This is a genomic window from Streptomyces sp. NPDC090106, assembly GCF_044747265.1.
Classification (GTDB): domain Bacteria; phylum Actinomycetota; class Actinomycetes; order Streptomycetales; family Streptomycetaceae; genus Streptomyces.
In genome coordinates, this window is record NZ_JBIVDS010000004.1 from 71943 (window position 1) to 98524 (window position 26582).

The 26582-nt window shown below is 72.3% G+C and carries 27 protein-coding genes and 1 pseudogene; 13 read left to right on the forward strand and 15 right to left on the reverse strand.

Features of this window, described 5'->3' with window-relative positions:
• The first annotated feature begins 38 nt into the window (after positions 1-38).
• Positions 39-1715 carry a threonine/serine exporter ThrE family protein gene (locus tag ACIPSE_RS13990; protein ID WP_401661923.1) on the forward strand — a complete coding sequence of 559 codons (1677 nt, stop codon included), beginning with the start codon at positions 39-41 and terminating at the stop codon, positions 1713-1715.
• A gap of 43 nt (positions 1716-1758) precedes the next feature.
• Here the strand turns inward: ACIPSE_RS13990 and ACIPSE_RS13995 are convergent, their stop codons facing one another.
• Positions 1759-2643, reverse strand: a complete 885-nt coding sequence (locus ACIPSE_RS13995; protein ID WP_401661926.1) for a DedA family protein — start codon at positions 2641-2643, stop codon at positions 1759-1761.
• Between the two features lie 133 nt (positions 2644-2776).
• Here ACIPSE_RS13995 and ACIPSE_RS14000 point away from each other — a divergent pair, with 133 nt between their 5' ends.
• Positions 2777-3142, forward strand: a complete 366-nt coding sequence (locus ACIPSE_RS14000; protein WP_401661929.1) for a YbjQ family protein — start codon at positions 2777-2779, stop codon at positions 3140-3142.
• Positions 3143-3170: 28 nt separating this feature from the next.
• Here the strand turns inward: ACIPSE_RS14000 and ACIPSE_RS14005 are convergent, their stop codons facing one another.
• Positions 3171-3932 carry a MerR family transcriptional regulator gene (locus ACIPSE_RS14005; protein WP_401661931.1) on the reverse strand — a complete coding sequence of 254 codons (762 nt, stop codon included), beginning with the start codon at positions 3930-3932 and terminating at the stop codon, positions 3171-3173.
• Between the two features lie 134 nt (positions 3933-4066).
• Between ACIPSE_RS14005 and ACIPSE_RS14010 the strand changes: the two genes are divergently transcribed.
• Together ACIPSE_RS14010 and ACIPSE_RS14015 are read left to right on the forward strand one after the other, a co-directional pair.
• On the forward strand, positions 4067-5344 hold the full coding sequence (locus tag ACIPSE_RS14010) for an ion channel protein (protein WP_401661933.1): 1278 nt from the start codon (positions 4067-4069) through the stop codon (positions 5342-5344).
• Between the two features lie 23 nt (positions 5345-5367).
• The gene (locus tag ACIPSE_RS14015) at positions 5368-6780 is read left to right on the forward strand and encodes a glutamate decarboxylase (protein ID WP_401661935.1); all 1413 of its coding nucleotides are present in this window, start codon (positions 5368-5370) and stop codon (positions 6778-6780) included.
• Between the two features lie 495 nt (positions 6781-7275).
• Here the strand turns inward: ACIPSE_RS14015 and ACIPSE_RS14020 are convergent, their stop codons facing one another.
• The 6 genes from ACIPSE_RS14020 to ACIPSE_RS14045 all read right to left on the reverse strand — a co-directional run bounded on the left by ACIPSE_RS14020 (position 7276) and on the right by ACIPSE_RS14045 (position 12957).
• Complete coding sequence (locus ACIPSE_RS14020; RefSeq protein ID WP_401661938.1) at positions 7276-8040, reverse strand: ABC transporter permease; 765 nt, start codon at positions 8038-8040, stop codon at positions 7276-7278.
• On the reverse strand, positions 8037-8996 hold the full coding sequence (locus ACIPSE_RS14025) for an ATP-binding cassette domain-containing protein (protein WP_401661941.1): 960 nt from the start codon (positions 8994-8996) through the stop codon (positions 8037-8039). Before ACIPSE_RS14025 ends, ACIPSE_RS14020 begins: the two co-directional genes overlap by 4 nt.
• 114 nt (positions 8997-9110) lie before the next feature.
• A complete protein-coding gene (locus ACIPSE_RS14030; protein ID WP_401661943.1) occupies positions 9111-9752 on the reverse strand; it encodes a PadR family transcriptional regulator in 642 nt (213 codons plus the stop codon).
• A gap of 86 nt (positions 9753-9838) precedes the next feature.
• The gene (locus tag ACIPSE_RS14035; RefSeq protein ID WP_401661946.1) at positions 9839-10387 is read right to left on the reverse strand and encodes a DinB family protein; all 549 of its coding nucleotides are present in this window, start codon (positions 10385-10387) and stop codon (positions 9839-9841) included.
• A 136-nt stretch (positions 10388-10523) separates the two neighbouring features.
• A complete protein-coding gene (locus tag ACIPSE_RS14040; protein ID WP_401661949.1) occupies positions 10524-11984 on the reverse strand; it encodes an aldehyde dehydrogenase family protein in 1461 nt (486 codons plus the stop codon).
• 148 nt (positions 11985-12132) lie between these two features.
• Positions 12133-12957 (reverse strand): helix-turn-helix domain-containing protein, encoded by an 825-nt coding sequence (locus tag ACIPSE_RS14045; RefSeq protein ID WP_401663081.1) that lies wholly within the window; start codon positions 12955-12957, stop codon positions 12133-12135.
• A 354-nt stretch (positions 12958-13311) separates the two neighbouring features.
• On the opposite strand from ACIPSE_RS14045, the gene ACIPSE_RS14050 reads away from it, so the two are divergent.
• Positions 13312-13824: an ATP-binding protein gene (locus tag ACIPSE_RS14050; protein ID WP_401661952.1), complete on the forward strand. Its 513-nt coding sequence runs from the start codon at positions 13312-13314 to the stop codon at positions 13822-13824.
• 72 nt (positions 13825-13896) lie between these two features.
• On the opposite strand, the gene ACIPSE_RS14055 is transcribed toward ACIPSE_RS14050, so the two are convergent.
• The 5 genes from ACIPSE_RS14055 to rpmG all read right to left on the reverse strand — a co-directional run bounded on the left by ACIPSE_RS14055 (position 13897) and on the right by rpmG (position 16403).
• Positions 13897-14115, reverse strand: coding sequence for a DUF397 domain-containing protein (locus ACIPSE_RS14055; RefSeq protein ID WP_401663083.1), 219 nt, complete (start codon positions 14113-14115; stop codon positions 13897-13899).
• 479 nt (positions 14116-14594) lie between these two features.
• The gene (rpsR, locus tag ACIPSE_RS14060; RefSeq protein ID WP_401661955.1) at positions 14595-14831 is read right to left on the reverse strand and encodes a 30S ribosomal protein S18; all 237 of its coding nucleotides are present in this window, start codon (positions 14829-14831) and stop codon (positions 14595-14597) included.
• A 7-nt stretch (positions 14832-14838) separates the two neighbouring features.
• Positions 14839-15978 (reverse strand): CobW family GTP-binding protein, encoded by a 1140-nt coding sequence (locus ACIPSE_RS14065; RefSeq protein ID WP_401661957.1) that lies wholly within the window; start codon positions 15976-15978, stop codon positions 14839-14841.
• Positions 15978-16235 (reverse strand): type B 50S ribosomal protein L31, encoded by a 258-nt coding sequence (locus ACIPSE_RS14070; protein ID WP_401661960.1) that lies wholly within the window; start codon positions 16233-16235, stop codon positions 15978-15980. The genes ACIPSE_RS14065 and ACIPSE_RS14070 overlap by 1 nt, the downstream gene beginning before the upstream one ends.
• Positions 16236-16238: 3 nt before the next feature.
• Positions 16239-16403 (reverse strand): 50S ribosomal protein L33, encoded by a 165-nt coding sequence (rpmG, locus tag ACIPSE_RS14075; RefSeq protein WP_122616828.1) that lies wholly within the window; start codon positions 16401-16403, stop codon positions 16239-16241.
• Between the two features lie 63 nt (positions 16404-16466).
• On the opposite strand from rpmG, the gene rpmB reads away from it, so the two are divergent.
• The 6 genes and pseudogenes from rpmB (at position 16467) to ACIPSE_RS14105 (ending at position 19673) form a co-directional block, all read left to right on the forward strand.
• Positions 16467-16703, forward strand: a complete 237-nt coding sequence (gene rpmB / locus ACIPSE_RS14080; RefSeq protein WP_401661963.1) for a 50S ribosomal protein L28 — start codon at positions 16467-16469, stop codon at positions 16701-16703.
• Entirely contained in the window at positions 16703-17008 is a 306-nt protein-coding gene (gene rpsN / locus ACIPSE_RS14085; RefSeq protein WP_401661965.1) for a 30S ribosomal protein S14, read from the forward strand. Before rpmB ends, rpsN begins: the two co-directional genes overlap by 1 nt.
• A gap of 118 nt (positions 17009-17126) precedes the next feature.
• Positions 17127-17582, forward strand: coding sequence for a hypothetical protein (locus ACIPSE_RS14090; RefSeq protein WP_401661968.1), 456 nt, complete (start codon positions 17127-17129; stop codon positions 17580-17582).
• Between the two features lie 67 nt (positions 17583-17649).
• Positions 17650-18174, forward strand: a complete 525-nt coding sequence (locus ACIPSE_RS14095) for a DUF4232 domain-containing protein (protein WP_401661970.1) — start codon at positions 17650-17652, stop codon at positions 18172-18174.
• Between the two features lie 215 nt (positions 18175-18389).
• Positions 18390-18815: pseudogene (locus ACIPSE_RS14100) on the forward strand (RICIN domain-containing protein); the annotation flags it as partial.
• Positions 18792-19673 (forward strand): pectate lyase, encoded by an 882-nt coding sequence (locus ACIPSE_RS14105; RefSeq protein ID WP_401663085.1) that lies wholly within the window; start codon positions 18792-18794, stop codon positions 19671-19673. The pseudogene ACIPSE_RS14100 and the gene ACIPSE_RS14105, both read left to right, overlap by 24 nt.
• Positions 19674-19687: 14 nt before the next feature.
• Here ACIPSE_RS14105 and ACIPSE_RS14110 read toward each other — a convergent pair whose 3' ends face one another.
• The gene (locus ACIPSE_RS14110; RefSeq protein ID WP_401661973.1) at positions 19688-20809 is read right to left on the reverse strand and encodes a DUF2786 domain-containing protein; all 1122 of its coding nucleotides are present in this window, start codon (positions 20807-20809) and stop codon (positions 19688-19690) included.
• Positions 20810-20908: 99 nt separating this feature from the next.
• On the opposite strand from ACIPSE_RS14110, the gene ACIPSE_RS14115 reads away from it, so the two are divergent.
• Both ACIPSE_RS14115 and ACIPSE_RS14120 read left to right on the forward strand, forming a co-directional pair.
• A complete protein-coding gene (locus tag ACIPSE_RS14115) occupies positions 20909-21625 on the forward strand; it encodes a Clp protease N-terminal domain-containing protein (protein WP_401661976.1) in 717 nt (238 codons plus the stop codon).
• Positions 21626-21672: 47 nt separating this feature from the next.
• Positions 21673-23352: a bifunctional 3'-5' exonuclease/DNA polymerase gene (locus ACIPSE_RS14120; protein WP_401661979.1), complete on the forward strand. Its 1680-nt coding sequence runs from the start codon at positions 21673-21675 to the stop codon at positions 23350-23352.
• 43 nt (positions 23353-23395) lie between these two features.
• Here the strand turns inward: ACIPSE_RS14120 and ACIPSE_RS14125 are convergent, their stop codons facing one another.
• Positions 23396-26365 (reverse strand): BTAD domain-containing putative transcriptional regulator, encoded by a 2970-nt coding sequence (locus tag ACIPSE_RS14125; RefSeq protein ID WP_401661982.1) that lies wholly within the window; start codon positions 26363-26365, stop codon positions 23396-23398.
• Positions 26366-26582: the final 217 nt, after the last annotated feature.

Below are 26582 nucleotides of genomic sequence, written 5' to 3' on the forward strand. Positions count from 1 at the left end.
AGGTTTCCGGAAGGTGTCGTTCAGGGAGCGTTGCGTCAGTGACGGAGGCGGAGGACCGCAAGCCGCAGTCGGACGAGGCGAGGAGTGTCTACGACCCCGAGATCACGTCCGAGTTCGCGATTCCCGACGGGCTGGCCGTGCCGAAGGGCGGCGTGGCCGTCGAGTCGGAGACGTCGTCGGAGTTCGCCGTGCCGGAGGGGTTCCAGGCACCCGGGGGGCCGGCGGTGGAGCCGGAGGGATCGGCGTTCAACACTCCGCGCACCTACAGCGCCAGACAGGCCCCGCCCGCGTTCACCCCGGCGGCCGGGGTGCCCGTCGTCTCGCTGACCAAGGACGTGCCCTGGCAGGACCGGATGCGCACGATGCTGCGCATGCCGGTGGCCGAGCGGCCCGCGCCCGAGCCGGTGCACAAGGAGGGCGAGAGCGGCCCCGCCGTGCCGCGCGTGCTCGACCTGACCCTGCGTATCGGTGAGCTGCTGCTGGCGGGCGGCGAGGGCGCGGAGGACGTGGAGGCGGCGATGTTCGCCGTCTGCCGCTCCTACGGCCTGGACCGCTGCGAGCCCAACGTCACCTTCACGCTGCTGTCGATCTCCTACCAGCCCTCGCTGGTCGACGACCCGGTGACGGCCTCGCGGACCGTACGGCGGCGCGGCACCGACTACACCCGGCTCGCGGCCGTCTACCAGCTGGTCGACGACCTCAGCGACGACGAGACCGCGATCTCCCTGGAGGAGGCCTACCGGCGGCTCGCCGAGATCCGCCGCAACCGGCACCCCTACCCCGGCTGGGTGCTGACCGCGGCGGGCGGGCTGCTGGCGGGGGCGGCGTCGGTGCTCGTCGGCGGTGACGTGATCGTGTTCGTGGCCGCGGCGCTCGGCGCGATGCTCGGCGACCGGCTGGCGTGGCTGTGCGCGGGGCGCGGGCTGCCGGAGTTCTACCAGTTCACGGTCGCGGCGATGCCTCCCGCGGCGATCGGTGTCGCGCTGACGCTGACCCATGTCGACGTGAAGGCGTCCGCGGTCGTCACCGGTGGGCTGTTCGCGCTGCTGCCGGGGCGGGCGCTGGTCGCGGGCGTCCAGGACGGACTGACCGGCTTCTACATCACCGCGTCCGCGCGCCTGCTGGAGGTCATGTACCTCTTCGTCGGGATCGTGGTGGGGGTGCTGCTGGTCCTGTACTTCGGCGTGCAGCTGGGCGCCGATCTCAACCCGGACGTCGCGCTGGGCTCCGTGCAGCGGCCGTACTGGCAGATCGCCGCGTCGATGCTGCTGTCGCTGACGTTCGCCGTGCTGCTCCAGCAGGAGCGGTCGACCGTGCTGGCGGTGACGCTCAACGGGGGTGTCGCGTGGAGCGTGTACGGCGCGATGCACTACGTGGGCGAGATCTCGCCGGTCGCCTCCACGGCCGTCGCGGCGGGGCTGGTGGGGCTGTTCGGGCAGATGCTGTCGCGGTACCGGTTCGCCTCCGCGCTGCCCTACACGACCGCGGCGATCGGTCCGCTGCTGCCCGGTTCGGCGACGTACTTCGGGCTGCTGTCCATCGCGCAGAACGAGGTGGACAAGGGGCTGGTGTCGCTGGCCACGGCGGCGTCCCTGGCCATGGCCATCGCGATCGGGGTGAACCTCGGGTCGGAGATCTCCCGGCTGTTCCTGCGGGTGCCCGGCGGGGCTTCGGCCGCGGGGCGGCGGGCGGCCAAGCGGACGCGGGGGTTCTAGGGCACACACGCCCCAGAACCCGCCGCCCCTCGTCAGGGGCGGTTCAGCGGCCCTGGTTGTACGGGTACTGCTGCTGGTTGTCGTAACCCTGCGGGTACTGCTGCGCGTAGGGCTGCTGGGCCTGCGGCTGCTGACCGTAGTGCTGCTGGTCGTAGTGCTGCTGGTCGTAGCCGCCGTACTGCTGCCGGCCGCCCTGGTCGCCGTACGGGTCGGGGTCGGTCGGCTCGATGCGGCGCAGCTGGGTGGTGGCGTCGTCCATCGGCGGGGGCTGGTAGGCCTGCGGCTGGGGGGCCGCGGCGGCGGCCTTCTTCTTCTTGGAGCGCTCGCGCAGGTACTCGATGAGGATCGGGACGACGGAGACGAAGACGATGAGGACGAGGATCGCCTCGACGTTCTTGTTGATGACCTCGATCTGGCCGAGCCAGTAGCCGGCGACGGTGACGCCGGTGCCCCAGGCGATGCCGCCGATCACGTTGTACGTGAGGAACGTGCGGTACTTCATCCGGCCCGCGCCCGCCACGATCGGGGCGAACGTCCGGACGATGGGCACGAAGCGGGCCAGGACGATCGCCTTGGGGCCGTACTTCTCCATGAACTCGTGCGCCTTCTCCAGGTTCTCCTGCTTGAAGAGCTTGGAGTTGGGGCGGCTGAAGAGCTTGGGCCCGAAGAACTTGCCGATCATGTAGCCGACCTGGTCACCGAGGACGGCGGCGAGCACGATCAGGGTGCAGACCAGCCACAGCGGCTGGCTGATGAAGTTCCCCTCGGCCACGAACAGACCCGCCGTGAACAGCAGGGAGTCGCCGGGCAGAAACGCGAACAGACCCGATTCGGCGAAGACGATCAGCAGGATGCCGGGGAGGCTGAACGTCTCGATCAGATAGTCGGGGCTGAGCCACTCGGGGGCGAGCGCGAGCGTCGTGGTCACGGGACTGTGGCTCCAGGGGCTGGGGGACTGGCAGAGGGCTGGCTGCCCAAAGTATCAACGCAGCCCTCGTGACCCAGGTTCCATGGGCCCGCACAGGATGCGCTGTGGGCTCCCCGGGAGAATGCTGTGAGCCATGGGTATCGACGAATACGGCGGTGGGCAGGGGCCCCAGCCCGATGTGCTCGTGGTGACCACCAACGACGTACCCGGCTACCGGGTCGATCAGGTGCTGGGTGAGGTCTTCGGGTTGACGGTGCGCTCCCGGCATCTGGGGAGTCAGATCGGGGCGGGGCTCAAGTCGATGATCGGCGGTGAGCTCAGGGGCCTCACCAAGACGCTCGTGCAGACCCGCAACCAGGCCATGGAACGGCTGGTCGAGCAGGCACGGGCGCGCGGCGCGAACGGGGTCCTGGCGTTCCGCTTCGACGTGACGGAGGCGGCCGACGTGGGGACGGAGGTGTGCGCCTACGGGACGGCGGTGATCCTGACCCGGGAGTGAGCCCGGGCCAGGCATCGCCGGAGGTCCCTCACGAGGTGTGCCGGGCCGCGTTCGCGTCGATCGCGGCCCGCAGGTGCTCGGCGAGGCCGGGGCGCATGGCGTCGTAGAACGCCTTGAAGCGTTCGTCGGCGACGTACATCTCGCCCAGGCAGCGGTGCATCTCGTGGGGGCACTCGTAGTACCAGTGGCAGATGTGCCGCCGGTGTTCCTCGGCCAGGTCCAGGGCCGCCTCGTCGGTCGGCCGCGCGCCCGCCTCCATCAGCGCGCCGTAGCGCTCGCCCCAGTCGGCCACCTCGGCCTGGACGCGCTGCCAGTCCTCCTTGGTGTAGCGGGCGGCGCGGCGCTGGGACTCGGCGTAGGCCTCGGTGCCGCCCCAGCGGCGCTCGGCCTCCTCGGCGTACTGCTCGGGGTCCTTGTCGCCGAAGACCTCGAAGCGTTCCTGCGGTGTCAGGTCGATCCCCATCGTGCGTGCCTCCATGGCCTGTTCGACGGCCGCCGCCATCTTGGTGAGCCGGTCGATCCGGGCGGTCAGCAGGTCGTGCTGCCGGCGCAGGTGGACGCGCGGGTCGGTGTCCGGATCGTCGAGCAGGGCGGCGACCTCGTCGAGCGGGAAGCCGAGCTCCCGGTAGAACAGGATCTGCTGGAGCCGGTCGAGGTCGGCGTCGCTGTAGCGCCGGTGCCCCGCGCGGCTGCGCCCGCCCGGCACGAGCAGACCGATCTCGTCGTAGTGGTGCAGCGTGCGCACCGTCACGGCGGCGAAACCGGCGACCTGTCCCACGGAGTAGCTCACTTCGTCCGCTCCCTTCTCGGTACGCGCTCCACAGTGCGTCCTCACGCCACGTGAGGTGCAAGCCCGTTTCCCTCGCCGGGTTCTCCGGGCACCCTCAGGGTGTAGCGCACCTTTTGTCCGCTTATCGTGAGCCCGTGGCCCAGGACACCGCGCAGCCCGCTGCGCCCTCCACCCCGGCGCGCGCCCTGCTGCCGCTGATCCTCCCCGCCGTCGCGGTGGGGGTGGGCGCGAGTCTGCTGTTCCTCGGGGTGAGCTCGGCGGCCGAGGCGCTCCAGGACGTGCTGTGGCGGAACCTGCCGGACGCGCTCGGCGTGGGCCGGTACTCGGTGCTGTGGACGGTCGTGATGCTCACCGCCACCGGGGTCGCCGTCGGCCTCGTGGTGTGGAAGGTGCCCGGGCACGCCGGGCCCGATCCGGCCACCACCGGGCTCGACGCCCCCGTCCTGCCGCCCGTCGTCCTGCCCGGGCTGGTGCTGGCGACCGCGCTGATGCTGGCCGGCGGGCCCAGTCTCGGCCCCGAGAACCCGATCATCGCCGTCAACGTGGGCCTCGCGTTCTGGCTGGGCCGCCGGCTGGTCCCCCGGGCGCCGGGCGTGCTGTGGCCGGCGCTGGCGGAGGCGGCGACCATCGGCGCCCTGTTCGGCACGCCCGTCGCGGCGGCGCTGGTGATCTCCGAGGCGCTCGCCGGGAAGCAGCTCAAGGGGCCGCTGTGGGACAGCGTCTTCGCGCCGCTCGCCGCCGCCGCGACGGGTGCGCTGACGACCACCCTGGTGGCCCACCCGAGCTTCGATCTGCATCTGCCCTCGTTCGGGCGGCCCGGCTGGGGCGATCTGCTGGCCTCGCTGGTGATCGCCTCGGCGGCGGCGCTGCTCGGGATGGCCGCGGTGCGGGCCTTCCCGTACGTCCACGGCGCGTTCGCCCGTCTCGGGCATCCGATGCTCGTGCTGCCGGCGGGCGGGCTGGTGCTGGGGCTGCTGGGTGCGCTGGGCGGGCATCTGACGCTGTTCAAGGGGCTGGAGGAGGTCGGGGAGATCGCCGCCGATCCGGACGGCTGGTCGGCCGGCGAGTTCGCCACCATGACGGTGGTGAAACTGGCCGCGCTGCTCGTCGCCGCGTCCTGCGGTTTCCGGGGCGGGCGGATCTTTCCCGCGGTGTTCGTCGGCGCGGCCTTCGGGCTGTGCGCGCACGCCCTCGTCCCCGGCGTCCATCCTTCCGTCGGTGTCGCCGCCGGGGTGCTGGGCATGCTCCTCGCCGTCACCCGGCAGGGCTGGATCAGCCTGTTCACGGCCGCCGTGCTCGTGGCCTCCCCCTCGATCATCGCCCTGCTCTGCTTCGCCTCCCTGCCCGCCTGGCTGCTGGTGACCGGCCGTCCCCAGATGCAGCTGCGCGACGACGGAACCCCGGTCCGCTGACCACCCCTCCCAGGAGAACGCCCATGCCGCTCCACAAAGGTCCCGACAAGCCCGACGAGCGCCCGATGTCCGTCAACCCCTTCTTCGGGGAGACGAACCCGGTCGGCGGCATGGCCGAGGCGCCGCCCAAGCACCGGCTGCCGGACACTCCCCTGCCGCCGTCGACCGCCTATCAGCTCGTGCGCGACGAGCTGATGCTGGACGGCAACTCCCGGCTCAATCTCGCCACCTTCGTCACCACCTGGATGGAGCCGCAGGCCGGTGTGCTGATGGGCGAGTGCCGCGACAAGAACATGATCGACAAGGACGAGTACCCGCGCACCGCCGAGCTGGAGCGACGCTGTGTGGCGATGCTCGCCGACCTGTGGAACGCGCCCGACCCCTCGGCCGCCGTCGGCTGTTCGACCACCGGGTCCAGCGAGGCCTGCATGCTCGCCGGGATGGCCCTCAAGCGGCGCTGGGCGCAGCGCAACGCGGACCGCTACCCCGCGCACGACGTACGGCCCAATCTCGTCATGGGCGTCAACGTCCAGGTCTGCTGGGAGAAGTTCTGCAACTTCTGGGAGGTGGAGGCCCGGCTGGTGCCGATGGAGGGCGACCGCTTCCATCTCGACCCGCAGGCCGCCGCCGAACTGTGCGACGAGAACACCATCGGGGTCGTCGGCATCCTCGGCTCCACCTTCGACGGCTCCTACGAGCCGGTCGCCGACCTGTGCGCGGCCCTCGACGCGGTCCAGGAGCGCACCGGCCTCGACATCCCCGTGCATGTCGACGGGGCCTCCGGCGGGATGGTCGCGCCCTTCCTCGACGAGGACCTCGTCTGGGACTTCCGGCTGCCGCGCGTCACCTCCATCAACACCTCGGGGCACAAGTACGGCCTCGTCTACCCCGGGGTCGGCTGGGCGCTGTGGCGGGACAAGGAGGCGCTGCCGGAGGAGCTGGTGTTCCGCGTGAACTACCTGGGCGGCGACATGCCCACCTTCGCGCTGAACTTCTCCCGGCCGGGGGCGCAGGTCGTCGCGCAGTACTACACGTTCCTGCGGCTGGGCCGCGAGGGCTACCGGGCCGTCCAGCAGTCCACCCGGGACGTCGCCATGGGTCTGGCCGAACGCGTCGAGGCCCTCGGCGACTTCCGGCTGCTGACCCGGGGCGACCAGCTGCCCGTCTTCGCGTTCACCACCGGACCTGACGTGACGGCCTACGACGTCTTCGACGTGTCCCGGCGGCTGCGCGAGAGCGGCTGGCTCGTCCCGGCGTACACCTTCCCGCCCCACCGCGAGGACCTGTCCGTCGTACGGGTCGTCTGCCGCAACGGCTTCTCCTCCGACCTCGCCGAACTCTTCCTCGACGACCTGGCCCGCCTGCTGCCCGAACTCCGCCGCCAGCAGCACCCGGCGATCCGCGACAAGAGCGCGGCGACGGGCTTCCACCACTGAGGGCGAGCGCCGACTGACGGTGCGCCGCGCGAGCACCGGTGGTGCTGCCGCGCGGGGGTCGGGTGCGTGCGGGTGCGGGTGCGGGGCGTGCGGGTGCGGGGCGAGGAGGGGGCGGCGGGGCCGGTCAGCCGCTGCCGCGGCGGGCGGCCCGGTGGGGGCGCCCGCCGGTCGCGGGCGGGGCGACGGCCATGGGCGCGGGGCGCCGCGGAGCGTGCGGATGGCGGCGGCGCGCGAGGCCGCCGCCGGCGCACCGAGCACCACGACCACAACCACAGCCACAGCCACAGCCACAGCCACGAGCAGGGCGGCCACCGCCCTCTCCACGACCCTCGATCCCGCCACCCCCGGCCTCCCCCGTCGCACCGCTCGTCGCTGCGCGCCGCACCGACACCTCTGGTACACCGCTCACCGCCCGAGGGTTCCCACTCCGCCACGACGACTTCTTTCGGCCACGGCCCCGGTCACTGCTCCTGCCGCCGGAAGCGCCGCTCCGATCTACCGGTCCAACGCCCCGAAGCGGCGTACCGCCAAGGGGAAGAAGACCGCCAGCAGGGCCAACGGCCAGGCCAGGGCCGCCCAGGTGTGGCCGGGTTCGCCGCCGGGGCCGCCCAGGAGGTGGCGTACGGCCGTCGCCGTCTGGGACATGGGGTTCCAGTCGACGACCGTGCCGAGCCAGCCCGGCATGGAGTCCGGGGTGGCGAAGGCGTTGGAGAGGAAGCCGACGGGCCAGACGAGGATCTGCACGGCCTGGACGAGTTCGGGTCTCCCGGCGACCAGGGCGAGTTCGATGCCGATCCAGAGCATCGCGAACCGGAAGAGCAGCAGCAGTCCCATCGCGCCCAGGAACGCGCCCGCCGACCCGTGCGTCCGCCAGCCCAGCGCGTACCCGACGCCGACGAGGACCGCGAGGCCGACCGCCGACTGGAGCATGTCGGCGGCCGAACGCCCCACCAGGACGGCCCCGTTGGCCATGGGCATCGAGCGGAAGCGGTCGATGACGCCCTTGTCGAGGTCCCGGGTGACGTTGAGCATCGTGCCCTCCAGGCCGAAGGCCATGGTGAGCGCGAGCATGCCGGGGACCAGGTAGTCGAGGTACTCGCCGGTGATCCCCCGGCCGCCGCCGACGAGGTAGCCGAACATCAGCAGCAGCATCACGGGGAAGACCAGGCCCACGATCAGCTGCACCGGCTGCCGCGCCCAGTGGGCGAGTTCACGCCGGGTCATGGTCCAGCAGTCGGTCACCGCGTACGCCGTACTCATGCCGACTCCCTCTCGACGCGGTCGGTCCGGCTCCCGCCGGTCAGTTTCAGGAACACCTCGTCCAGCGTGGGCCGCCGCAGCGCCACGTCCTCCGCCTCGATCCCGGCCTCCTCCAGTGCGCGCACGACCCCGGTCAGGGCCGCCATCCGGTCGGTGACCGGTGCGCTGAGCAGCCGCCGGTCGGGGTCGACGGAGACGTCCGTGACCGGCAGCAGGGCGACCGCGGCGCCCAGTTGGCCGGCCTCGCGCAGCACGACGTCGATGCGGTCGCCGCCCACGGCGCCCTTGAGCGCGTCCGGGGTGTCGTCGGCGATGACGCGTCCGGCGTCCACGACGGCGATCCGGTCGGCGAGCTGATCGGCCTCCTCCAGGTACTGGGTGGTGAGCAGGACCGTCGTACCGCCGCCGACCAGGGAGCGGACGGAGCTCCACACCTCGGCGCGTCCGCGCGGGTCGAGGCCGGTGGTCGGTTCGTCGAGGAACAGCACCTCCGGTTCGGTGATCAGGGACGCCGCGAGGTCGAGCCGGCGCCGCATGCCTCCGCTGTAGGCGCGGACCGGTTTGCGGCCGGTGTCCGCCAGGTCGAAGCGCGCGAGCAGTTCGCCGGCACGCGCGCGTGCCCGGCGGGCGCCCAGATGGTGGAGGCGGCCGAACATCTCCAGGTTCTGGTGTCCGCCGAGCTCCTCGTCCAGGGCCGCGTGCTGGCCGAGGAGCCCGATCCGGAAGCGGACCTCGCGGGCCTGCCGTACGACGTCGTGGCCCGCCACCTCGACCCGGCCCGCGTCGGGGCGCAGCAGGGTGGACAGGACGCGGACCAGGGTTGTCTTGCCCGCCCCATTGGGGCCGAGCACTCCGTGGACGGTGCCGCGCGCGACCCGCAGGTCGAGGCCGTCCAGTGCGGGTGTGTCGCCGTAGGTCTTGCGTGCGCCTTCGACGGTGATCGCCGTGTCGGCCACTGACACTCCTCCGTTAGTCAAACTTGACTACTGGCTCGAAGTTAACGCCGCCGGGGTCTTTAGTCAAACTTGATTAGCTTGCTCGGCCGACGTGACTCGCTCGGTCGACCTGGCTCAGCGGGCGTCGCCGGGGTGCCGCTCCCCGGTCGCGTAGGGGTTCTCCTGGTCGTCGGTGAGGATGCCGACGAAGGGCTCGCCCTCTCCCGCGAAGGTGTAGGCACCGCCCTCGATCCGGGCGATGAGCCCCTCGGTCCACTCGGCCTCCGCGTCGGCCGTGTGGATCCAGAGGTTCATGATCTCGCCGATGTGGCCGAGCTGCTCCGGGCCGTCGGCCGGCACGTAGTGCTCGGTGACGGACGAGCGCCACTGCTCGATGCCCCGGATGCGCTCCTTCAGCAGCGCCACCGCCTCGGCGCGGGGCAGCTCGACCATGAAGCCGATGGCGGCCGACTTCATGTCCATCTTCTGGTCGTAGGAGGTCAGCGCCTCGCGCACCAGCCGGAAGCACTCCTCGACGCCGGCCTCGGTGATCTCGTACTCCGTGCGCGGCGGGCCGCCGGCCGTGGAGGGCGCGACCTCGTGCGCGATCAGCAGGCCCTGCTTCGCCATCTGCTTGAGCGCGTGGTAGATCGAGCCGGGCTTGGCGTTGGACCACTCGTGCGCGCCCCAGTACTCCAGGTCGTTGCGGACCTGGTAGCCGTGGGCCCGCCCGTGCTGGCGGACCGCGCCGAGCACGAGGAGACGGATCGCTGACATGGGCCCAGCGTAGGGCCCTTGACGTCGGCCCCCGCCCGTGCCCCGCCCCCGGACCCCGGCCTTCGCCCGCGCCCTGCCTGCGGGCGTCAGCCCCAGCTCGCGCCCTGCTCCTTGGCGACCAGCTCGAACGCGGTGGCGCCGTCCAGGGACTCGCGGACGATGTCGGCGTGGCCCGCGTGCCGGGCGAACTCCCGGATCAGGTGCAGACAGAGCCAGCGCACCGAGACCCGGCCCTCCGGCGGGAACCAGGGCTGGTCCGGCAGCGGGAAGGTGTCGTCGAGGCTCGGCACGGCCCGGACGTACGCCTCGGTCTCGGCGGCGACCTTCTCCCAGTACGCGAGCTGGGAGGCGACGGTCTCGCCGTCGACGAGCAGGAAGGTCTCGTGCCAGTTCGTCTCGTCCCGCTGGATGGCCGGCGGCTCCTGCTTCGCCCGGGCCAGCCAGCCCTGCTCGACCTCGGCGACATGCTTGAGCAGCCCGGACAGGGACAGATCGCTCGCGCTGGGCTTGCTCGCCGCCTGCTCCTCGGTCAGTCCGAGCAGGGCGCGCCGGATGCCGCCGCGCTGCTCCTCGATGAACGCGAGCAGTGCTCCGCGCTCGTCGCCCTGGGCCTCCGCGGGAACGTGAGTGACCATGACCGGCCGCCTTTCGTCGGTTCTCCTGCCAGGGTCTCCCCCTGACACCGACGAAGCTACGGGCCATCGAGGTCAGATCCTGTCCTCAATGGCCCGTGGCGACGAACGGTCCCGGTACGGGACGGCGACCGGACGACTAGAAGGGGAAGCCGCTGCGCCCGTGCTGCACGGAGATCCACTTCAGCGTGGTGAACGCGTCGAGCATGGTCTCGCCGTTGAGGCGGCCGACGCCCGAGCTCTTCTCGCCGCCGAAGGGCACGATCGGCTCGTCGTGGACGGTGCCGTCGTTGACGTGGAACATGCCGGTGTCGATCTGCTTGGCGAAGCCGACGCCGCGCTCGACATCAGCGGTGTGGACGGCGCCGCTGAGCCCGTACGGGGTGTCGTTGACCAGGCGTACGGCCTCCTCCTCGCCGTCGAAGGTGAGCAGGAAGGCGACCGGGCCGAAGACCTCCTGGCGCAGCAGCGCGGAGTCGGCGGGGAGGCCGGCGAGGACCGAGGGGGCGACCAGGTTCTCGCGGGTCTCGCCGTGCACCAGGGCGGTGGCGCCCTCGGCGACGGCCTGCTCGACGGTGGCCGAAAGCGACTCCGCCTGCGAGGAGTTGATGACCGGGCCGATGATCGTCGTCGGGTCCTTGGGGTCGCCCACCTTCAGCGACTTGACCTTGGCGACGAACTTCTCGGTGAACTCGTCCGCGATCGAGCGGTCCACGAGCACCCGGTTCGCGGCCATGCAGACCTGGCCCTGGTGGACGTACCGGCTGAAGACGGCGGCGTCGACGGCGTAGTCGATGTCGGCGTCGTCGAGGACCACGATCGCGCTGTTGCCGCCGAGTTCGAGGACCGCGCGCTTGAACTGCGAGGCGCAGACCGTGGCGACGTGGCGGCCGACCTTGTCGGAGCCGGTGAAGGAGATGACCTTCGGGATCGGGTGCTCCAGGAACGCGTCGCCGATCTCCGCGATGTCGGTGATGACGACGTTGAGCAGACCGGCCGGCAGGCCCGCGTCCTCGAAGATCTTCGCGATCAGGGAGCCACCGGTGATCGGGGTGTTCTGGTGCGGCTTGAGGACCACGCCGTTGCCCAGCGCCAGCGCCGGGGCGACCGACTTGAGCGAGAGCAGGAACGGGAAGTTGAAGGGGCTGATCACGCCCACGACACCGACCGGCACGCGGTAGACGCGGTTCTCCTTGCCGTCGATCGGCGAGGGGATGATCCGGCCCTCGGGGGCCAGCGCCAGATGGATCGCCTCGCGCAGGAACTCCTTGGCGAGGTGCAGTTCGAAACCGGCCTTGACGTGGGTGCCGCCGAGTTCGGCGATGATCACCTCGGTGATCTCGGCCTGGCGCTCCTCGATCAGCCGCAGCGCCTTCTCGAACACCGCGCGGCGCGCGTAGGGGTTGGTCTCGGCCCACTTCTTCTGGGCGCGGGCGGCGGCCTGGAAGGCGGTGTCGACCTCTTCGACCGTGGCTATGGTGATCGAGGCCAGCTTCTCGCCGTCGTACGGGTTGAAGTCGATGATGTCCCAGGAGCCGCTGCCCTGGCGCCACTCACCGTCGATGTACTGCTGGGCCAGGTCGGTGAAGTACGACGACATGTGATCCCCAAATCACTAGCGAACGCGATCGCTTGCAGGCCCGCGACCGATGTCACGACCTGATCACGCGTCATCGTACTGGCGTGATAAGCGAGTTGGGGACAGAGGGCGAACTTATGGGGAGAACTTCAGGAGGAACGGGGGAGCTTCAGGAGAGCTGGAGGAGGCCCCGCAGCAGATCACGGCTCTCGTCGGTGCCGAGGCTGTCCCGCTGGAGCTCGCCCAGCGCCTTCTCGTACTGGGCCACGTCCTCGCGCTTGTCCAGATAGAGCGCGGAGGTGAGCTGCTCCATGTAGACGACGTCCGAGAGGTCGGTGTCGGGGAAGCTGAGGACGGCGAAGGCGCCGGACTCCCCCGAGTGGCCGCCGAAGCTGAACGGCATGACCTGGAGCCGGATGTTGGCGCGCTCCGACATCTCGATGAGGTGCTGGAGCTGGCCGCGCATCACCTCGCGGTCGCCGTACGGCCGGCGCAGGGCGGCCTCGTCGAGCACGATGTGGAAGTCGGGGGCGTTCTCGGAGACGAGGTACTTCTGCCGCTCCAGCCGCACCGCGACGCGCTTCTCGACCTCGGACTCGCTCGCGCCCTTCATGCCGCGGCGCACGACCGCGCGGGCGTACTGCTCGGTCTGGAGCAGACCGTGCACGAACTGGACCTCGTAGGCGCGGATGAGGGACGCGGCGCCCTCCAGGCCGACGTACGTCGGGAACCAGCTCGGCAGGACGTCCGAGTAACTGTGCCACCAGCCCGCCACGTTGGCCTCCCGGGCCAGGGAGAGAAGGGAGGCGCGCTCCTGCTCGTCCGTGATCCCGTACAGCGTCAGCAGGTCCTCGACGTCCCTCGTCTTGAAGCTCACCCGGCCCAGCTCCATCCGGCTGATCTTCGACTCCGAGGCGCGGATCGAGTAGCCCGCGGCCTCCCGGGTGATCCCGCGCGCCTCTCGCAGCCGCCTGAGTTGCGAGCCGAGCAGCATGCGCCGCACCACCGATCCGGGCTCTCCCGCGCTCACGTTCGTCAGCCTCCCCAACCGTCTTCCGGGGCCGAAGTCTGCCACTAAAACACTTCGAGCTGTACTCGTCCGATTACAGAGATGGAAAGAAGCCAAAGATTCCACACAGGAGATGAGGAGGAGAAGGCAAGAGCGAGGAGGAAGTTGGCGGAAAAAATAACCAACAAGCGGTACGGGAGCGTCCAATTCGGTCACGTGCACGTGCATCTGCACCTTGCATCTGCACCGCTCATCCGAAACCATGGTCCCGCGCAACCGCTGCATCGCAACGACCGCGAGTTCCCGGGAGTGCCTCGCATGGGGATGAATGGATCGACCATGCTCGAGCCGTTACGGCAGGGCCTTCCACCACTGGACCCCACCGCCGTGTCCAACGCCGCCTCCTGCGCCCTTCCCGCCCGCTACGAAGCGGTGCGCGAGGCAAGGAAGTTCACCCGCAGAACGCTCGACCAGTGGGACATAGGCGACCGCTTCGACGACGTCTGTCTGGTGGTCTCCGAACTGGTCACCAACGCCCTGCGGCACGGACTGCCGGCGGACGGCGTCCGCGTGCCCGAGCAGAACGGGTGCGCGCGCCAGGACGGCCAGGTCCCGCCGGTGCGGCTGCATCTGATGCGCTGGACCGAGCGACTGGTGTGCGCGGTGCGCGATCCCAGCCACGACAGCCCCCTGCCGCAGGAGTCGGACGACTTCTCCGCGGAGTCGGGGCGCGGTCTGTTCCTGGTGGACTCCTTCGCCGACAGCTGGGGCTGGCACCCGCTGGCGGGCACGCTCAACGGCAAGGTCGTCTGGGCGCTGTTCCGGCTCCAGTTGAGGGAGTCCTCGGAGTGAGGGACCGCGGCGTTTTTCCGCGCCGCGGTTCTACGCGCGTCGCCGGGACCCTTCACGGCGTCCCGGCGCGACTCACCCCGCTATCAGATGGTCGAACTCCCCGTCCTTGACGCCGAGGAGCATCGCCTCGATCTCCGCGCGCGTGTAGACGAGGGCCGGGCCGTCGGGGAAGCGCGAATTGCGCACGGCAACGCCTCCGTCGGGCAGCCGCGCGAACTCCACGCAGGAACCCTGGGAGTTGCTGTGCCTGCTCTTCTGCCAGACCACCCCGAGCAGCTCTGCGGCAGCCATGCCGTTGTGCACGTCCAGGCCGTTGTACACGTCCAGGTCCACAGGTCGCTCCCCGGTGGTGCGGTGGCCGTTGGGGCCATAGATGCAGTGGTCAACTGGTCCGGATCATAGCTCTGTTCACGTGCAGATGCATGAGCAGATGCACGTGCACGCGGGGTGTTCCCATGGTTACAGATGTGACGTACGGGGTACTACAAACGTTCCAGCGCGCCGGCGGGCGCCCGCGTCACCTGTGTCCGCCGACCGCCGTCCATGATCGCGTGCCGCGAACCGGGCGGGGTCGCCGGGTCCGAACCCCTCGTGTACTAGGAACAGACGCGCATCGCGCCCTTCCTGTTCCAGCTTCCCCGTGATCGTCCCCTCAGTCCGGTCGGCGGGGTGCCGGTCATGTGACGGAACCCGGGACAGACAGGTGATCCCCCGCGCGTCGAGCGCGGGGGATCACCTGTCCACCGTCCGCCGCCGGGCTCCGCCCGGCGTCACTTGCCGCTGCTGTAGGGCAGGAGCGCCATCTCCCTCGCGTTCTTGACCGCGCGGGCGAGCTGCCGCTGCTGCCGGGCACTGACCCGGGTGACACGGCGGCTGCGGATCTTCCCCCGGTCCGAGACGAACCTCCGCAGCAGGTCGGTGTCCTTGTAGTCGATGTACGTGATCCCGGCCGCGTCCAGCGGGTTGGGCCGGTCCTTGGCGGGCTTGCGTTCGGGCTTGCGGGGCATGGGCGGGTCAGACCTCCAGAAGGGTGTCGAACGCGGGCGGCAGCCGCTTCCAGGCCTCGCGGCCCGCGGCGTACTCCGCGTCGGTCAACAGGCAGGACTCCAGCAGGCGTTCGAGTCCGTCGCGGTCCAGGGCGGGCGAGGTGAACACGAGGTGCTGGCAGCAGTCGCCGTGCTCCGCGTGCCAGTCGAGGGCGGCGGCGGCCCGGCGCACCGGCGGGACCATGTCCCAGGCGGCGTCCGGCAGGGAGGCCAGCCACGGCCCGGCGCTCTCCACGCACAGCGCCCCGCCGGCCGCGTCCCAGTGCAGCAGCGTGTCCGGCCGGTCGGCCAGCCAGAACCGCCCGCGGCTGCGCGCCGCCGCGCACGTGATGTCCTCCAGCGCCTCGTACAGCCGCTCCGGGTGGAACGGCCGTCTGCGGTTCCAGACGAGGGTGGCGACACCGTGGGCGTCCGCCTCGGCGGGCAGCAGCGCGCACGCGGGATGCTGCGCCGCCGCGGCGGCCTCCACGTCGAACCCGGCGAACGCCTCGCGGACCAGGGGGGACGAGGCGGGACCGGCCCCCTCGATCGGCACCTGCCGGGCCGTGGGGTGGAGCTGGGTCAGCAGCTCGTGGTCCTCCTCGTCCGCTTCCGGGGAGTCGGCGAGGGCGAGGGCAGGGGCGTATTCGAGCTGCCGGGCGAAGGTGTCGGCGACGGTGCGCTGGTCGGTGGCGGCGGCGGCGAGGCCGCGGTCGGCGAGGTCGTCGCCGTTGCCCAGGCAGGGCAGGACGAGGGCCGGATCGACGGCGGTGATCACGCCGGTGAGGGTGAGCCCGCCCGCGACGACGACCTCGGCCATCGCCTTGGGCTCGACGGAGTCCCAGAGTTCGACGATCGCGAGCGGGGTCGTCCCGCCGTCGGCGAGGCGGCGCAGCTCCGGGACCAGGTCCTCGCGCAGCGCGCAGCACGCGCAGTCGTCGACCAGCGGCGTCTCGCCCGCGTCGAGGACCCCGGAGGCGTCGCGGACGGTGCGGACGACCGTGCCGGCGGCGGCCGTCGCCAGGTCGTGGTGGAGCGCGACGCTCCCGGGGACGTCGGCGAGCAGCCGGGCCACGGCCGCCCGGCGGGCGTCGGCGTGCAGCCCGCCGACGATCACGACCGAGAGCATCAGCCCCGCTCCCCGGGCCGGCCGTAGCGGCGCTCGAAGCGTTCCACGCGGCCCGCGGTGTCCAGGACGCGCGCGGTGCCCGTGTAGAAGGGGTGGCTGACGTTCGAGATCTCGACGTCGACGACCGGGTAGGTGCGGCCGTCCTCCCACTCGATCGTCTTCTCGCTCGTCATCGTCGAGCGGGTCAGGAAGGCGTACTGCGCGGCGCGGTCGCGGAAGACGACCGGGCCGTAGGCGGGGTGGATGCCCTCGCGCATGGCTCAGCGCTCCTCTCGGAAGTCGACGTGCCGGCCGGCGACCGGGTCGTACTTGCGCAGGGTCAGGCGGTCCGGGTCGTTGCGGCGGTTCTTGCGGGTGACGTAGGTGAAGCCGGTGCCGGCCGTGGACCGGAGCTTGACGACCGGGCGGAGTTCGTTGCGTGCCATGCCGTGTATCTTACTGAAAATGAATTCCATTTACACAAGCGCTTCGAGAGAGGTACGTCACCTGTGTCCGCCCACTGCATGCTGACCGGAGCCCGCCCCGGCTTCGGCAACCGCATCTCGCACTCGCACCGGCGCACCTCGCGCCGCTTCGACCCCAACATCCAGTCCAAGCGCTACTGGCTGCCCGGCGAGGGCCGGTACGTACGGCTGCGGCTGAGCACCAAGGGGATCAGGACCGTCGACGCGATCGGCGTCGAGGCGGCCGTCGCGCGCATCCGCGCCCGCGGAGTGAGGATCTGATGGCCAAGAAGAGCAAGATCGCGAAGAACGACGCCCGGCGCGGGATCGTCGCCCGGTACGCCGAGCGGCGCGCGGAGCTGAAGGAGATCATCCGCCGCCCCGCGTCGACGGAGTCCGAACGGCTCGCCGCCCAGCGGGAGTTGCGGCGCCAGCCGCGGGACGCGAGCGCCACCCGGGTACGCAACCGGGACCAGGTGGACGGCCGTCCGCGCGGCTACTTCCGGACCTTCGGGCTGTCCCGGGTGGGGCTCCGGGAGCAGGCGCACGCCGGGTACCTTCCGGGGGTCCGCAAGTCGTCCTGGTAGCTTGCTGCGGTCGTCGCGGCCAGGGGCCGACCACAGCAGAGCGAGCTAGGGAGCTTCCATGACTTCGGCTTCGGTTCCGGCTTCGGCTTCGGCTTCGGCGAACCTCCGGCGCGTTGCCATGGCCGCGTCCCTGGCTCTCGCGGGGGCGCTCGCGCTCGGCGCGTGCAGTGCGGACGACGGTTCCGACTCCGACGACTCCACGCCGAGCGCGAGCGCGTCCGCCAGTGCCTCCGGCAGTGCGTCGGCCTCCGCGTCCGCCTCCGACGACCTCGCGGGCAGCTGGCTGGCGACGACCGACGGCAAGGCCGTCGTCCTCGTCGTCAACGGCACCCAGGCGGCGGTGTTCACCACCGGCGGGACGACGTGCAGCGGGACGGCGGGCGAGGAGTCCGGCATGGAGATGATCCACCTCACCTGCACGGACGGCAGTGACGACCGGGCCACCGGGATGGTCGACTCCGTCGGCGCCGAGACCCTGAAGGTGACCTGGGAGGGCGGTCTCGGCCAGGAGACCTACACCAAGGCGGAGGGCGGGCAGCTTCCGTCGGGGCTGCCCACGGCGGGTCTCGGCTGAGCCGTAGCCTTCTTCAGCCCTTGTGCTCCTTCACCACCCGCACCGCCACCCGTACCCAAGGATCTCCATGCGCGTCCTGCCCCTCGCCGCCACCGTGCTCGTCGCGGCCCTGACCCTCACCGCCTGCTCCGACGACGGGGACGGCGCCGGCGACGCCGGGAAGACGGCGAAGAACGAGAAAGCCGCCTGCTCCCTGGGCGAGTTGACCGTCCAGGTCGGACCCGCCAACGCCGCCCCGGCCGCCGGGGACAGCGGCAACCTGCCGATCACGCTCACCAACGACAGCGGCGCCGCCTGCACGATCGAGGGCCTGCCGTCCGTCACCCTCGGCACGACCGCGGTGGCGGCGGACCCGTCCGCCAAGGCCGGCACGACCACCCTCACCAAGGGCGCCACGACCTCCTTCGCCGTCTCCTACGTCCGGGGCGAGCAGGGCGGCGACGGGAGCCTCGCCGTGACGGAAGGGACGTTCGGTCTGCCGGGGTCGGACGAGACGCACGGCTTCACGTGGTCCTACGGCGAGATCGCGTCGAAGAGCGACGGGAAGACACCGGACGCCTCGGTGACCGGGTTCCAGCAGACCGGCGACTGAGAAAGATCTCCTCGCACGGCAACCTCACGGCGGGCGGCGGCGACTTGGTGGCAGATGGACGCGAGAGCCATCGGACACCGAACGAAAGCTGTGGCATGAGTACAGAGAGAACCCCGCTCTCCGGGCACCGCCGCCGAACCGGGCGCCGGCGTGCCGTCCTGATCGGCGCACTGGCCACCTCGCTGGTCGGCGGAGCCGTCGTCGGCGGCGTGCTGATGACGGCCTCCGCCGCCGTGCCGGGCGCGGGCACCTACCGGCTGGTCAACGCGGACGGCACCTGTCTCCAGGCACCGTCCACCGCGGACGGCGTCCAGCTGGCGCTGGCGGCCTGCGACGGCGGCCGCGACCAGACCTGGCAACTGGCCTCCTCCGACGACGGGTTCACGGTGACGTCCGCCGCCTCGGGGCTGTGCGCCGGGGTCAAGGGGGACTCCACGTCCGCGGGCAAGGCCGTGCAGCAGCAGACCTGCGACGAGGGCGCCGCGCAGAACTGGCGGGTCGCCGCGAACGGTGACACGTTTCACCTGACGAACGCGAACAGCGCCAAGTGCCTGAGCGTCAAGTCGGCCCTGGCACAGCAGAATTCCTGCGACAACAACGCCGCGAAGAGCTGGACGCTGGAGACGGCGAGCGGCGCTTCCGCCTCGCCTTCGGCGTCCGCGTCGGCGTCGGCGTCCGCCACCAAGTCCGCCTCGGCGACGGCTTCGGCGTCCGCGTCGGCCACCAAGTCGGCCTCCGCGTCCGCCTCTTCGTCCGCGTCGGCCTCCGCGTCGGCGTCCGCCACCTCGACGTCCGGCGGCACGACCTTCGCGTCCTGGCCCACGGCCACCGGCGAGCAGGCCGTCTCCGAGACCATCGAGGTCAGCGGCACCTACGACGGTTCCCTCAAGCGGTTCTACGGCTCGGGCGACCTGGGCGGCGACGGCCAGGACGAGGGCCAGGACCCGATCTTCAAGCTCGCCGACGGCGCGGTCCTGAAGAACGTGATCCTCGGCTCCCCGGCCGCCGACGGCGTCCACTGCTCCGGCAGCTGCACGCTGCAGAACGTGTGGTGGGAGGACGTCGGCGAGGACGCCGCCACCTTCAAGGGCAAGTCCGCCTCGGCGACCTACCTGGTCGACGGCGGCGGCGCGCGCAAGGCGGACGACAAGGTCTTCCAGCACAACGGCGCCGGCACCCTGACCATCAAGGGCTTCCAGGTCTCCGACTTCGGCAAGCTCTACCGCTCGTGCGGCAACTGCTCGACGCAGTACACCCGGCACGTGGTGGTCAGCGACGTGCTGGTCACCAGCCCCGGCAAGGTCGTCGTCGGCATCAACTCCAACTACGGTGACACGGCCACGCTGTCCGGGCTGACCGTGGTGGGCGACAGCGACAAGGACATCACCGTCTGCGAGCGCTTCAAGGGCAACAGCAGCGGAGCCGAGCCGACCGAACTCGGCAGCGGCCCCGACGGCACGAACTGCCTCTACAGCGAGTCGGACGTGACGTACCAGTAGGTCCGGGGCCTCGCCTACGGGAGGCGGGGGCGGCCGGCCACCTGGGCCCGCTCCGCCGCCTCCGCGCCCTCCACCCAGCCCGCCTCGTCGGTCACGCCGCGCAGGCGGGTTGTCGTGGTCTCGGGGAACATGCGGTCCACGCGGTCGGTGACCGCGACCTCGCGGGTGGCCAGGACCGGGAGCAGGTCGTCGGCGACCTGGGTCCCGGCGGCGGCGCGCAGCCGGGTGCCGACGCGGTGGGCGTAGGCGGCGAGGAAGGACTGGCGGAAGGTCTTGGTGCGCTTGCGGCCGCCCTTGCGCTGGGCCGCCTCGGCCTTCGTCATCGCGGTCGTGGCCTGGACGAGCAGTGAGGTGTAGAGGAGTTCCACCGCCTCCAGGTCGGCCTCGAACCCGACCACCGTGGAGAAGGCGAAGGGTTCGTTCCACACCGCCCGGCAGTGGTTGGCCGTGGCCACCGCGTCCAGCAGCACCGCCTTGGCCTGCTCGTAGGGCGGCTCGACGCCGATCCGGCAGGCGCCCGGGGTGTCGTGCGTGGGCGCCTGGGCGTCCAGCAGCGCCTCGTCGACGCTGTGCCGGGCCATCAGTTCCTGCGCCTTGGCGGTGAGCGCCTCCGCCTCCTCCGGGTAGCCGGTCGCCTCCGCCTTGGCGAGCAGGGCGCGGATCCGGGTGAGCATGCGGGACTCCGGCCGGGGATGCCGGGTGGCGGCGGGCCTGTCCGGTGATTCCAGCGGTTCCAGCGTCGGCAGGCGCAGCAGCAGGCGGTACAGCTCCAGTACGGCGGTGGCGTGCGAGAAGCGGTCCTGCCGCGCCCCCTCCGCGGGCAGTGCGGCGAGCTGCTCCGTCCAGCGCCGGCCCCGCGCGCGGTCGTCCGGCGCCTGGGCGCGGACGAGGGCGGCGGCCAGCCGTACGTGCACGTCGTCCAGTTCGCGCCGCACCAGTCGTACGACGTCGGCGGGCTGCCAGCCGCGGCGCCAGGCGGTGGCGACGAACTCGCGTCCCCGGCGGTCGAGTTCGGCGTCGGCGTCCTGGTCGGCGGCGAGCAGGGAGGCGGCCGTGTCGAGGGCGGTGTCGTCGTCGGCGTAGAGGGCGGCCCGGAAGGCGCGGTCGACGGTGCTGTCCGTACTGCTGGTGGTCACGCCTCGATCGTCGCACCTCGTGCGGGGCGGGGGGCGGGCGCCCGCACCAGGTGTCAACTTCGGGTTGACAGTGCAGGGGTGTCAACCTAAGGTTGACACATGTCGACGAACCCGAACGTCACGTCATCCGTACGCCTCGACGACCTCATCGCGGCGATCAAGAAGGTCCACCCCGAGCCCCTCGACCAGCTTCAGGACGCGGTGATCGCCGCCGATCACCTCGGCGACGTCGCCGACCACCTGATCGGCCACTTCGTGGACCAGGCCCGCCGTTCGGGCGCCTCCTGGACGGAGATCGGCAAGAGCATGGGGGTCACCCGGCAGGCCGCGCAGAAGCGGTTCGTGCCCAAGGAGGGCACGGACCCGGGCTCCGCCCAGGACTTCAGCCGCTACACCCCGCGGGCCCGCAACACGGTGATGGCCGCGCACAACGAGGCCGTCGCCGCCCGCAACGCCGAGGGCCGCCCCGAGCACCTCGTCCTCGGGCTCCTGGCCGAACCGGAGGGCCTCGCCGCGAAGGCGATCACCTCCCAGGGCGTCCTCCTGGACACCGTGCGCCAGGCGGCCGGCGCCGCCCTGCCCCCGGCCGCCGAGAACGCCCCCGACCTGGTGCCCTACGGCTCCGACGCCAAGAAGGTCCTGGAACTCACCTTCCGCGAGGCCCTGCGCCTGGGCCACAACTACGTCGGCACCGAGCACATCCTGCTGGCCCTGCTGGAGTTCGAGAACGGCGAGGGCGTCCTGGCGGAGCTCGGCATCACCAAGGAGGCCACGGAGTCCCGGATCGCCGAGATGCTCAGCGCGATCACCGGCTAGGGCCCGGCCGGAGGCCGATGTCAGACCCTCCTGCGAGACTCGCGGACATGACCGACCGCTGGGCGCTCGCGCCGGCCGAGGACGGGGGCGTGGAGCTCGCCGCCCTCGGCCCGGACGGGCTGCCCGCCGGACCGGTCCTGCGGGAGGGCGACCTCGCCGAGGCCGTACGCCGCAGGCCCGAGGTCACGCGCTGGGTGTGGCGCTCGACCTCCGAGGTCTACCCGCGCCTGCTCGCCGCGGGCGTGCGCGTGGAGCGGTGCTACGACATCGAGGACGCGGAGCTGCTCCTCCTCGGCCACGAGGGCCGGTACGGACGCCCCCGCTCGGCCGCCGCCGCCCTGGCCCGGCTGCGCGGCACCGCCGAACCGCCCGACCCGCCGCTGCGCTCCGCGGCGCCCGGTTCCCAGTCCTCCCTCTTCGAACCGCAGGCCGCGCACCTCCCGCTCACCGACCTCCTCGCCGTCTACGCCGGGCAGCAGCGCCGCCAGGACGCCACCGCGCACCCCGACCGGATGCGGCTGCTGATCACCGCGGAGTCGGCCGGGATGCTGGTCGCCGCCGAGATGAACCGCGCGGGCCTGCCCTGGAGCGCCGACGTCCACCGCGCGGTGCTCCACGAACTGCTGGGCGAGCGGTACGCGGGCGGCGGCGAACCCCGCCGTCTCGCCGAACTCGCGGACGACGTGTCCGCCGCCTTCGGCCGCCGGGTGCGGCCCGATCTGCCCGCCGACGTCGTCAAGGCGTTCGCGCAGGCCGGGATCAAGGTCGCCTCCACCCGCCGCTGGGAGCTGGAGTCCGTCGACCATCCGGCCGTGAAGCCGCTGATCGAGTACAAGAAGCTGTACCGCATCTGGGTCGCCCACGGCTGGTCCTGGCTCCAGGACTGGGTGCGCGAGGGCCGCTTCCGCCCGGAGTTCCTCTGCCACGGCACGGTCACCGGGCGCTGGGTCACCAACGGCGGGGGCGCGTTGCAGATCCCCAAGGTGATACGGCGGGCCGTCGTCGCCGACCCCGGCTGGCGGCTCGTCGTCGCCGACGCCGACCAGATGGAACCCCGGGTCCTGGCGGCCGTCTCCCGCGACCCCGGGCTGATGGAGGTCGCCGGACGCGAGAGCGACCTGTACCAGTCCGTCTCCGACCGCGCCTTCTCCGGCGACCGCGACCAGGCCAAGCTCGCCGTCCTCGGCGCGGTCTACGGCCAGACCTCGGGCGACGGCCTGAAGAACCTCGCCGCGCTGCGCCGCCGCTTCCCCAAGGCGGTCGCCTACGTCGACGAGGCCGCCCGCGCGGGCGAGGAGGGACGCCTCGTACGGACCTGGCTGGGCCGCACCTGCCCGCCCGCCGCGGGCAGCGGGGACGACGGCTCCGAGGAGGGCGGCATGCCCCAGGAGGACGGCGCCGACCGGCAGTGGGTGCCGGGGTACGCGTCCACCGACGCCCGCGCGCGGGGCCGCTTCGCCCGCAACTTCGTCGTCCAGGGCAGCGCCGCCGACTGGACCCTGCTGCTGCTCGCCGCGCTGCGCCGCTCCTGCGCGGGGATGGCCGCCGAACTGGTCTTCTTCCAGCACGACGAAGTGATCGTGCACTGCCCCGAGGAGGAGGCCGAGCGGGTCGTCGCCGCCATCCGCGACGCGTCGGCCCTCGCCGCCCGGCTCACCTTCGGCGACACCCCGGTACGGATGCCGTTCACGACGTCGGTGGTGGAGTGCTACGCGGACGCCAAGTGAACGGGGCCGCCCGGCCGGGACGCCCGGGTGACCGGCGTCCGGGTCAGGCCTCCAGCAGCGCGCGCAGCTCGTCGACGACCGACCTCTTGTCCGTCCCCTCCAGCGCGGACAGCGCGACGCGCCACTGGGCGCGGGCCTCCTCCGTGCGGCCCCGGGCGTGCAGCAGCAGGCCGTGCTGGTGGCGGGCGAGACCGCCGACGTAGCCGTCGGCGCGGGCGTCGGCGCGGCGCAGCAGTTCGGCGCACTCGCCCTCGGCGCGTTCCGTGCGGCCGAACAGCCCGAGGGCACGGACCAGGCCGAGCCGGGACTGGGACTCGCCGTGCCAGTCGCCGTGGCCGCCGAGGATGCGCCGGCTCTCCTCGAAGTGCGGCAGGGCGGCGGCCGGTTCACCGAGGGTGAGGTGGGCGTAGCCGATGTTGCAGTGCGCCGCGTGCTGCACGATGACGTTGCCGATCTCCACGCCGATGGCGAGCGAGCGGCGGTGCTGCCCGATCGCGGCCCGCGGGTCGGTGTGCTCGTACAGGTTGCCGAGATGGCCGTACGTCACGGCCTCGCCCCACGGGTCGTCCAGTTCCCGGGACAGCTCCAGGCTGCGGCACAGGGCGTCCTCGGACTCGGCGTAGCGGCCCAGGTTCTCCAGCAGCAGGCCCCGGTTGCTGAGGGCGCGGCGGACGCGGGAGCGGGCACCGAGCCGCTGCCACCGCTCCAGGGCCCGGTCGTTGAGGGCGAGGGCCTCGCCCTGACGGCCGGTGAGGAAGTGCAGACCGGCCAGGTCGCCCAGCGCGTACGCCTCGGCGACCTCGTCCCCGAGCCGTCGCGCGACCCGCAGCGCGGCCTGGCCGAGGACCTCCATCTCGGCGACCCGGCCGCTGCGCTGGAGCCCGGGGAAGAGCAGCCGCAGCAGGGTGGAGAGGTGCGCGGCGGTCCGGTCGTCGGCGGTGTCGGCGTACCGCTCGGCGAGCGCCACGATGTTGTCCAGCTCCGACCCGATCCAGGCGAAGGCGTCCTCGGCACGGGCGAACGCCGGCACCGACAGCACGTGCGCGGTGTGCTCCGGCGGCTGCGCGGGCGTCGGGCGGCGGCGGTCGTCCTGGTCCACACCCGGTTCGACGATCGCGGTGAGGGTGCGCTCGGCCACCGCCGTGTACCAGCGCACGGCGGTCCGGGCGATGTGGCCGGCGTGCCGGGCGTCGGCCAGTTCCCGGGCGAAGTCGCGGACCAGGTCGTGCGGGACGTACCGGCCGTACCCGCACTCCTCGATGAGCGCCACGTCGACGAGCCGGTCCAGCGCCGCCTCCGCGCCCGCGCCGTCGCTGCCCAGGAGCCGGGCGATCAGCGGGGCACCGTAGGCCGGCAGGTCGACGGCGCCCAGGCGGCGCAGGGCGAGGGCGGCGTCGCGGTCGGTGCGGCGGCCCGAGGCGGCGAGCGCGTCGTGGGCGACGGCCAGGGAGCGGCGCACCGACAGGTCGTCGTACTCCAGATGCGCCAACCGGTCCTCGGTGGCGGCCAGTTGGTCGGCGAGCACGTCCGGGGTGAGCGCCCGGCGCGCGGCCAGCCGGGCGGCGACGATCCGGAGGGCGAGCGGGAGCCGTCCGGTGAGGTCGACGAGCGGGTGGCCGGCGTCGATGCGGTCGGCGTCGCCGGGGGCGTCGGAGTCGCCGCGGCCGGACACCGCGCGCAGCAGCTCCGCGCTCTCGTCCGCCGAGAGCGGGGCCAGCGGGAAGCGGCGGGCACCGTCGAGGGCGGTCAGCGGGGAGCGGCTGGTGACGATCACCGCGCAGCCGCTGCCGGCGGGGAGCAGCGGCCGTACCTGGGCGGCGTTCGCGGCGTCGTCGAGGACCATCAGCGTGCGGGTCGGCGCGAGCAGGGAGCGCAGCAACGCGGCGGCGGCGTCGGGGTGTTCGGGGATGGAGCGCGGGTCGGCGCCCACGTCCCGCAGCAGCGCGGCGAGTGCCTGGCCCGGGGTGAGCGGGGTCATCCCCGGGGTCGCGCCGTGCAGGTTGACGTACAGCTGCCCGTCCGGGAAGCCGTCGCGCAGGGCGTGCGCGGTGTGCAGGGCCAGCGCGCTCTTGCCGACGCCCGCCATGCCGCTGAGGACGGCGACGGGGCTGAGGTCACCGTCCGCGAGCACGTGCCGCAGGTCGGCGAGGGTCGTGGCGCGGCCGGTGAAGTGCGGCGGGGGCGGCGGGAGCTGGGCGGGTCGCGGAGGCGGGGCCGCGACCGGCTCCGGGGCCTCCTCCGCCGCGCCCCGCAGCACCTCGGCGTGCGCCTCCCGCACCCCCTCCCCCGGCTCCACCCCGAGCTCCTCCACCAGCCGGGTGCGCAGGTCGCGGTGGACGGCGAGGGCCTCCGCCCGCCGCCCGGTGCGGTGCAGGGCGAGCATCAGCTGCCGGTGGAACGCCTCCCGCAGCGGATACCCGGCCGCCAGCGCCGTCAGCTCCGGTACGAGCGCGTCGGGCCGGGGACCGCCGAGGGCGAGTCCGGCGTCGTGGCGCCACTCCAGGAGCAGCAGCCGGGCCTCGCGCAGCCGCTGGACGAAGGCGTAGCCGCCCAGCTCGGAGGTGAGGCCGCCGAGCGGGGTGCCGCGCCACAGCGCGAGCGCCGCCGCGCAGGCGCGCAGCGTGCCCGCCCAGTCCCGCGCCGCGTGCGCGGACCGCGCCTCGGCGACCAGGGTGTCGAACACGTGCACGTCCAGCTCGCCGTGCTCGACCCGCAGCAGATAACCGGGCGGTACGGCGCGCAGCCGCTCGGAGTCGTCGAGGAGGCGGCGCAGCCGGGTGACGTGATTGTGCAGGGACGCCTGCGCCGAGGCGGGCGGGGCGGCGCCCCACAGCGCGTCCTTGAGGGTCTCGACCGAGACGGTGCGGCCCGCGTCCAGCAGCAGCGCGGCCAGCAGCGCGCGCACCTTGGGGCTCTGGACGACCCGGACCGTGTCCCTGTCCCCGACGCCGTGCCCGGCGTCGTACAGGACCGGCGGTCCCAGCAGTCCGAACCGCAGCTCGCACCGCTCCACGCCGAACCCACTGCCTTCCCGGCGCGGCCGTGTCAGCCGCGCTCCTCGACGGGATCTCACCGCGTATGGCGGGATTCCGCCCTCCGTACGACGGTTTCCCGCCACCCACTGTCGACGGGATTCCCGCCGGAACCCGCTACCGTACCGGCCGACGCACGACTTCGCTCGCTGAGTTCACGCCATTCGACCGGGCGCGCCACGAAGATCCATTGGCCAC

Coding starts and splice junctions, on each gene's coding strand:
- ACIPSE_RS14000 (WP_401661929.1), top strand. CDS start 2,777: ATGGGTATCGACGAATACGGCGGTGGGCAGGGGCCCCAGCCCGATGTG.
- ACIPSE_RS14015 (WP_401661935.1), top strand. CDS start 5,368: ATGCCGCTCCACAAAGGTCCCGACAAGCCCGACGAGCGCCCGATGTCC.
- ACIPSE_RS14020 (WP_401661938.1), bottom strand. CDS start 8,040: ATGAGTACGGCGTACGCGGTGACCGACTGCTGGACCATGACCCGGCGT.
- ACIPSE_RS14030 (WP_401661943.1), bottom strand. CDS start 9,752: ATGTCAGCGATCCGTCTCCTCGTGCTCGGCGCGGTCCGCCAGCACGGG.
- ACIPSE_RS14035 (WP_401661946.1), bottom strand. CDS start 10,387: ATGGTCACTCACGTTCCCGCGGAGGCCCAGGGCGACGAGCGCGGAGCA.
- ACIPSE_RS14040 (WP_401661949.1), bottom strand. CDS start 11,984: ATGTCGTCGTACTTCACCGACCTGGCCCAGCAGTACATCGACGGTGAG.
- ACIPSE_RS14045 (WP_401663081.1), bottom strand. CDS start 12,957: ATGCTGCTCGGCTCGCAACTCAGGCGGCTGCGAGAGGCGCGCGGGATC.
- ACIPSE_RS14050 (WP_401661952.1), top strand. CDS start 13,312: ATGCTCGAGCCGTTACGGCAGGGCCTTCCACCACTGGACCCCACCGCC.
- ACIPSE_RS14055 (WP_401663083.1), bottom strand. CDS start 14,115: ATGGCTGCCGCAGAGCTGCTCGGGGTGGTCTGGCAGAAGAGCAGGCAC.
- rpsR (WP_401661955.1), bottom strand. CDS start 14,831: ATGCCCCGCAAGCCCGAACGCAAGCCCGCCAAGGACCGGCCCAACCCG.
- ACIPSE_RS14065 (WP_401661957.1), bottom strand. CDS start 15,978: ATGCTCTCGGTCGTGATCGTCGGCGGGCTGCACGCCGACGCCCGCCGG.
- ACIPSE_RS14070 (WP_401661960.1), bottom strand. CDS start 16,235: ATGCGCGAGGGCATCCACCCCGCCTACGGCCCGGTCGTCTTCCGCGAC.
- rpmG (WP_122616828.1), bottom strand. CDS start 16,403: ATGGCACGCAACGAACTCCGCCCGGTCGTCAAGCTCCGGTCCACGGCC.
- rpsN (WP_401661965.1), top strand. CDS start 16,703: ATGGCCAAGAAGAGCAAGATCGCGAAGAACGACGCCCGGCGCGGGATC.
- ACIPSE_RS14090 (WP_401661968.1), top strand. CDS start 17,127: ATGGCCGCGTCCCTGGCTCTCGCGGGGGCGCTCGCGCTCGGCGCGTGC.
- ACIPSE_RS14095 (WP_401661970.1), top strand. CDS start 17,650: ATGCGCGTCCTGCCCCTCGCCGCCACCGTGCTCGTCGCGGCCCTGACC.
- ACIPSE_RS14115 (WP_401661976.1), top strand. CDS start 20,909: ATGTCGACGAACCCGAACGTCACGTCATCCGTACGCCTCGACGACCTC.
- ACIPSE_RS14120 (WP_401661979.1), top strand. CDS start 21,673: ATGACCGACCGCTGGGCGCTCGCGCCGGCCGAGGACGGGGGCGTGGAG.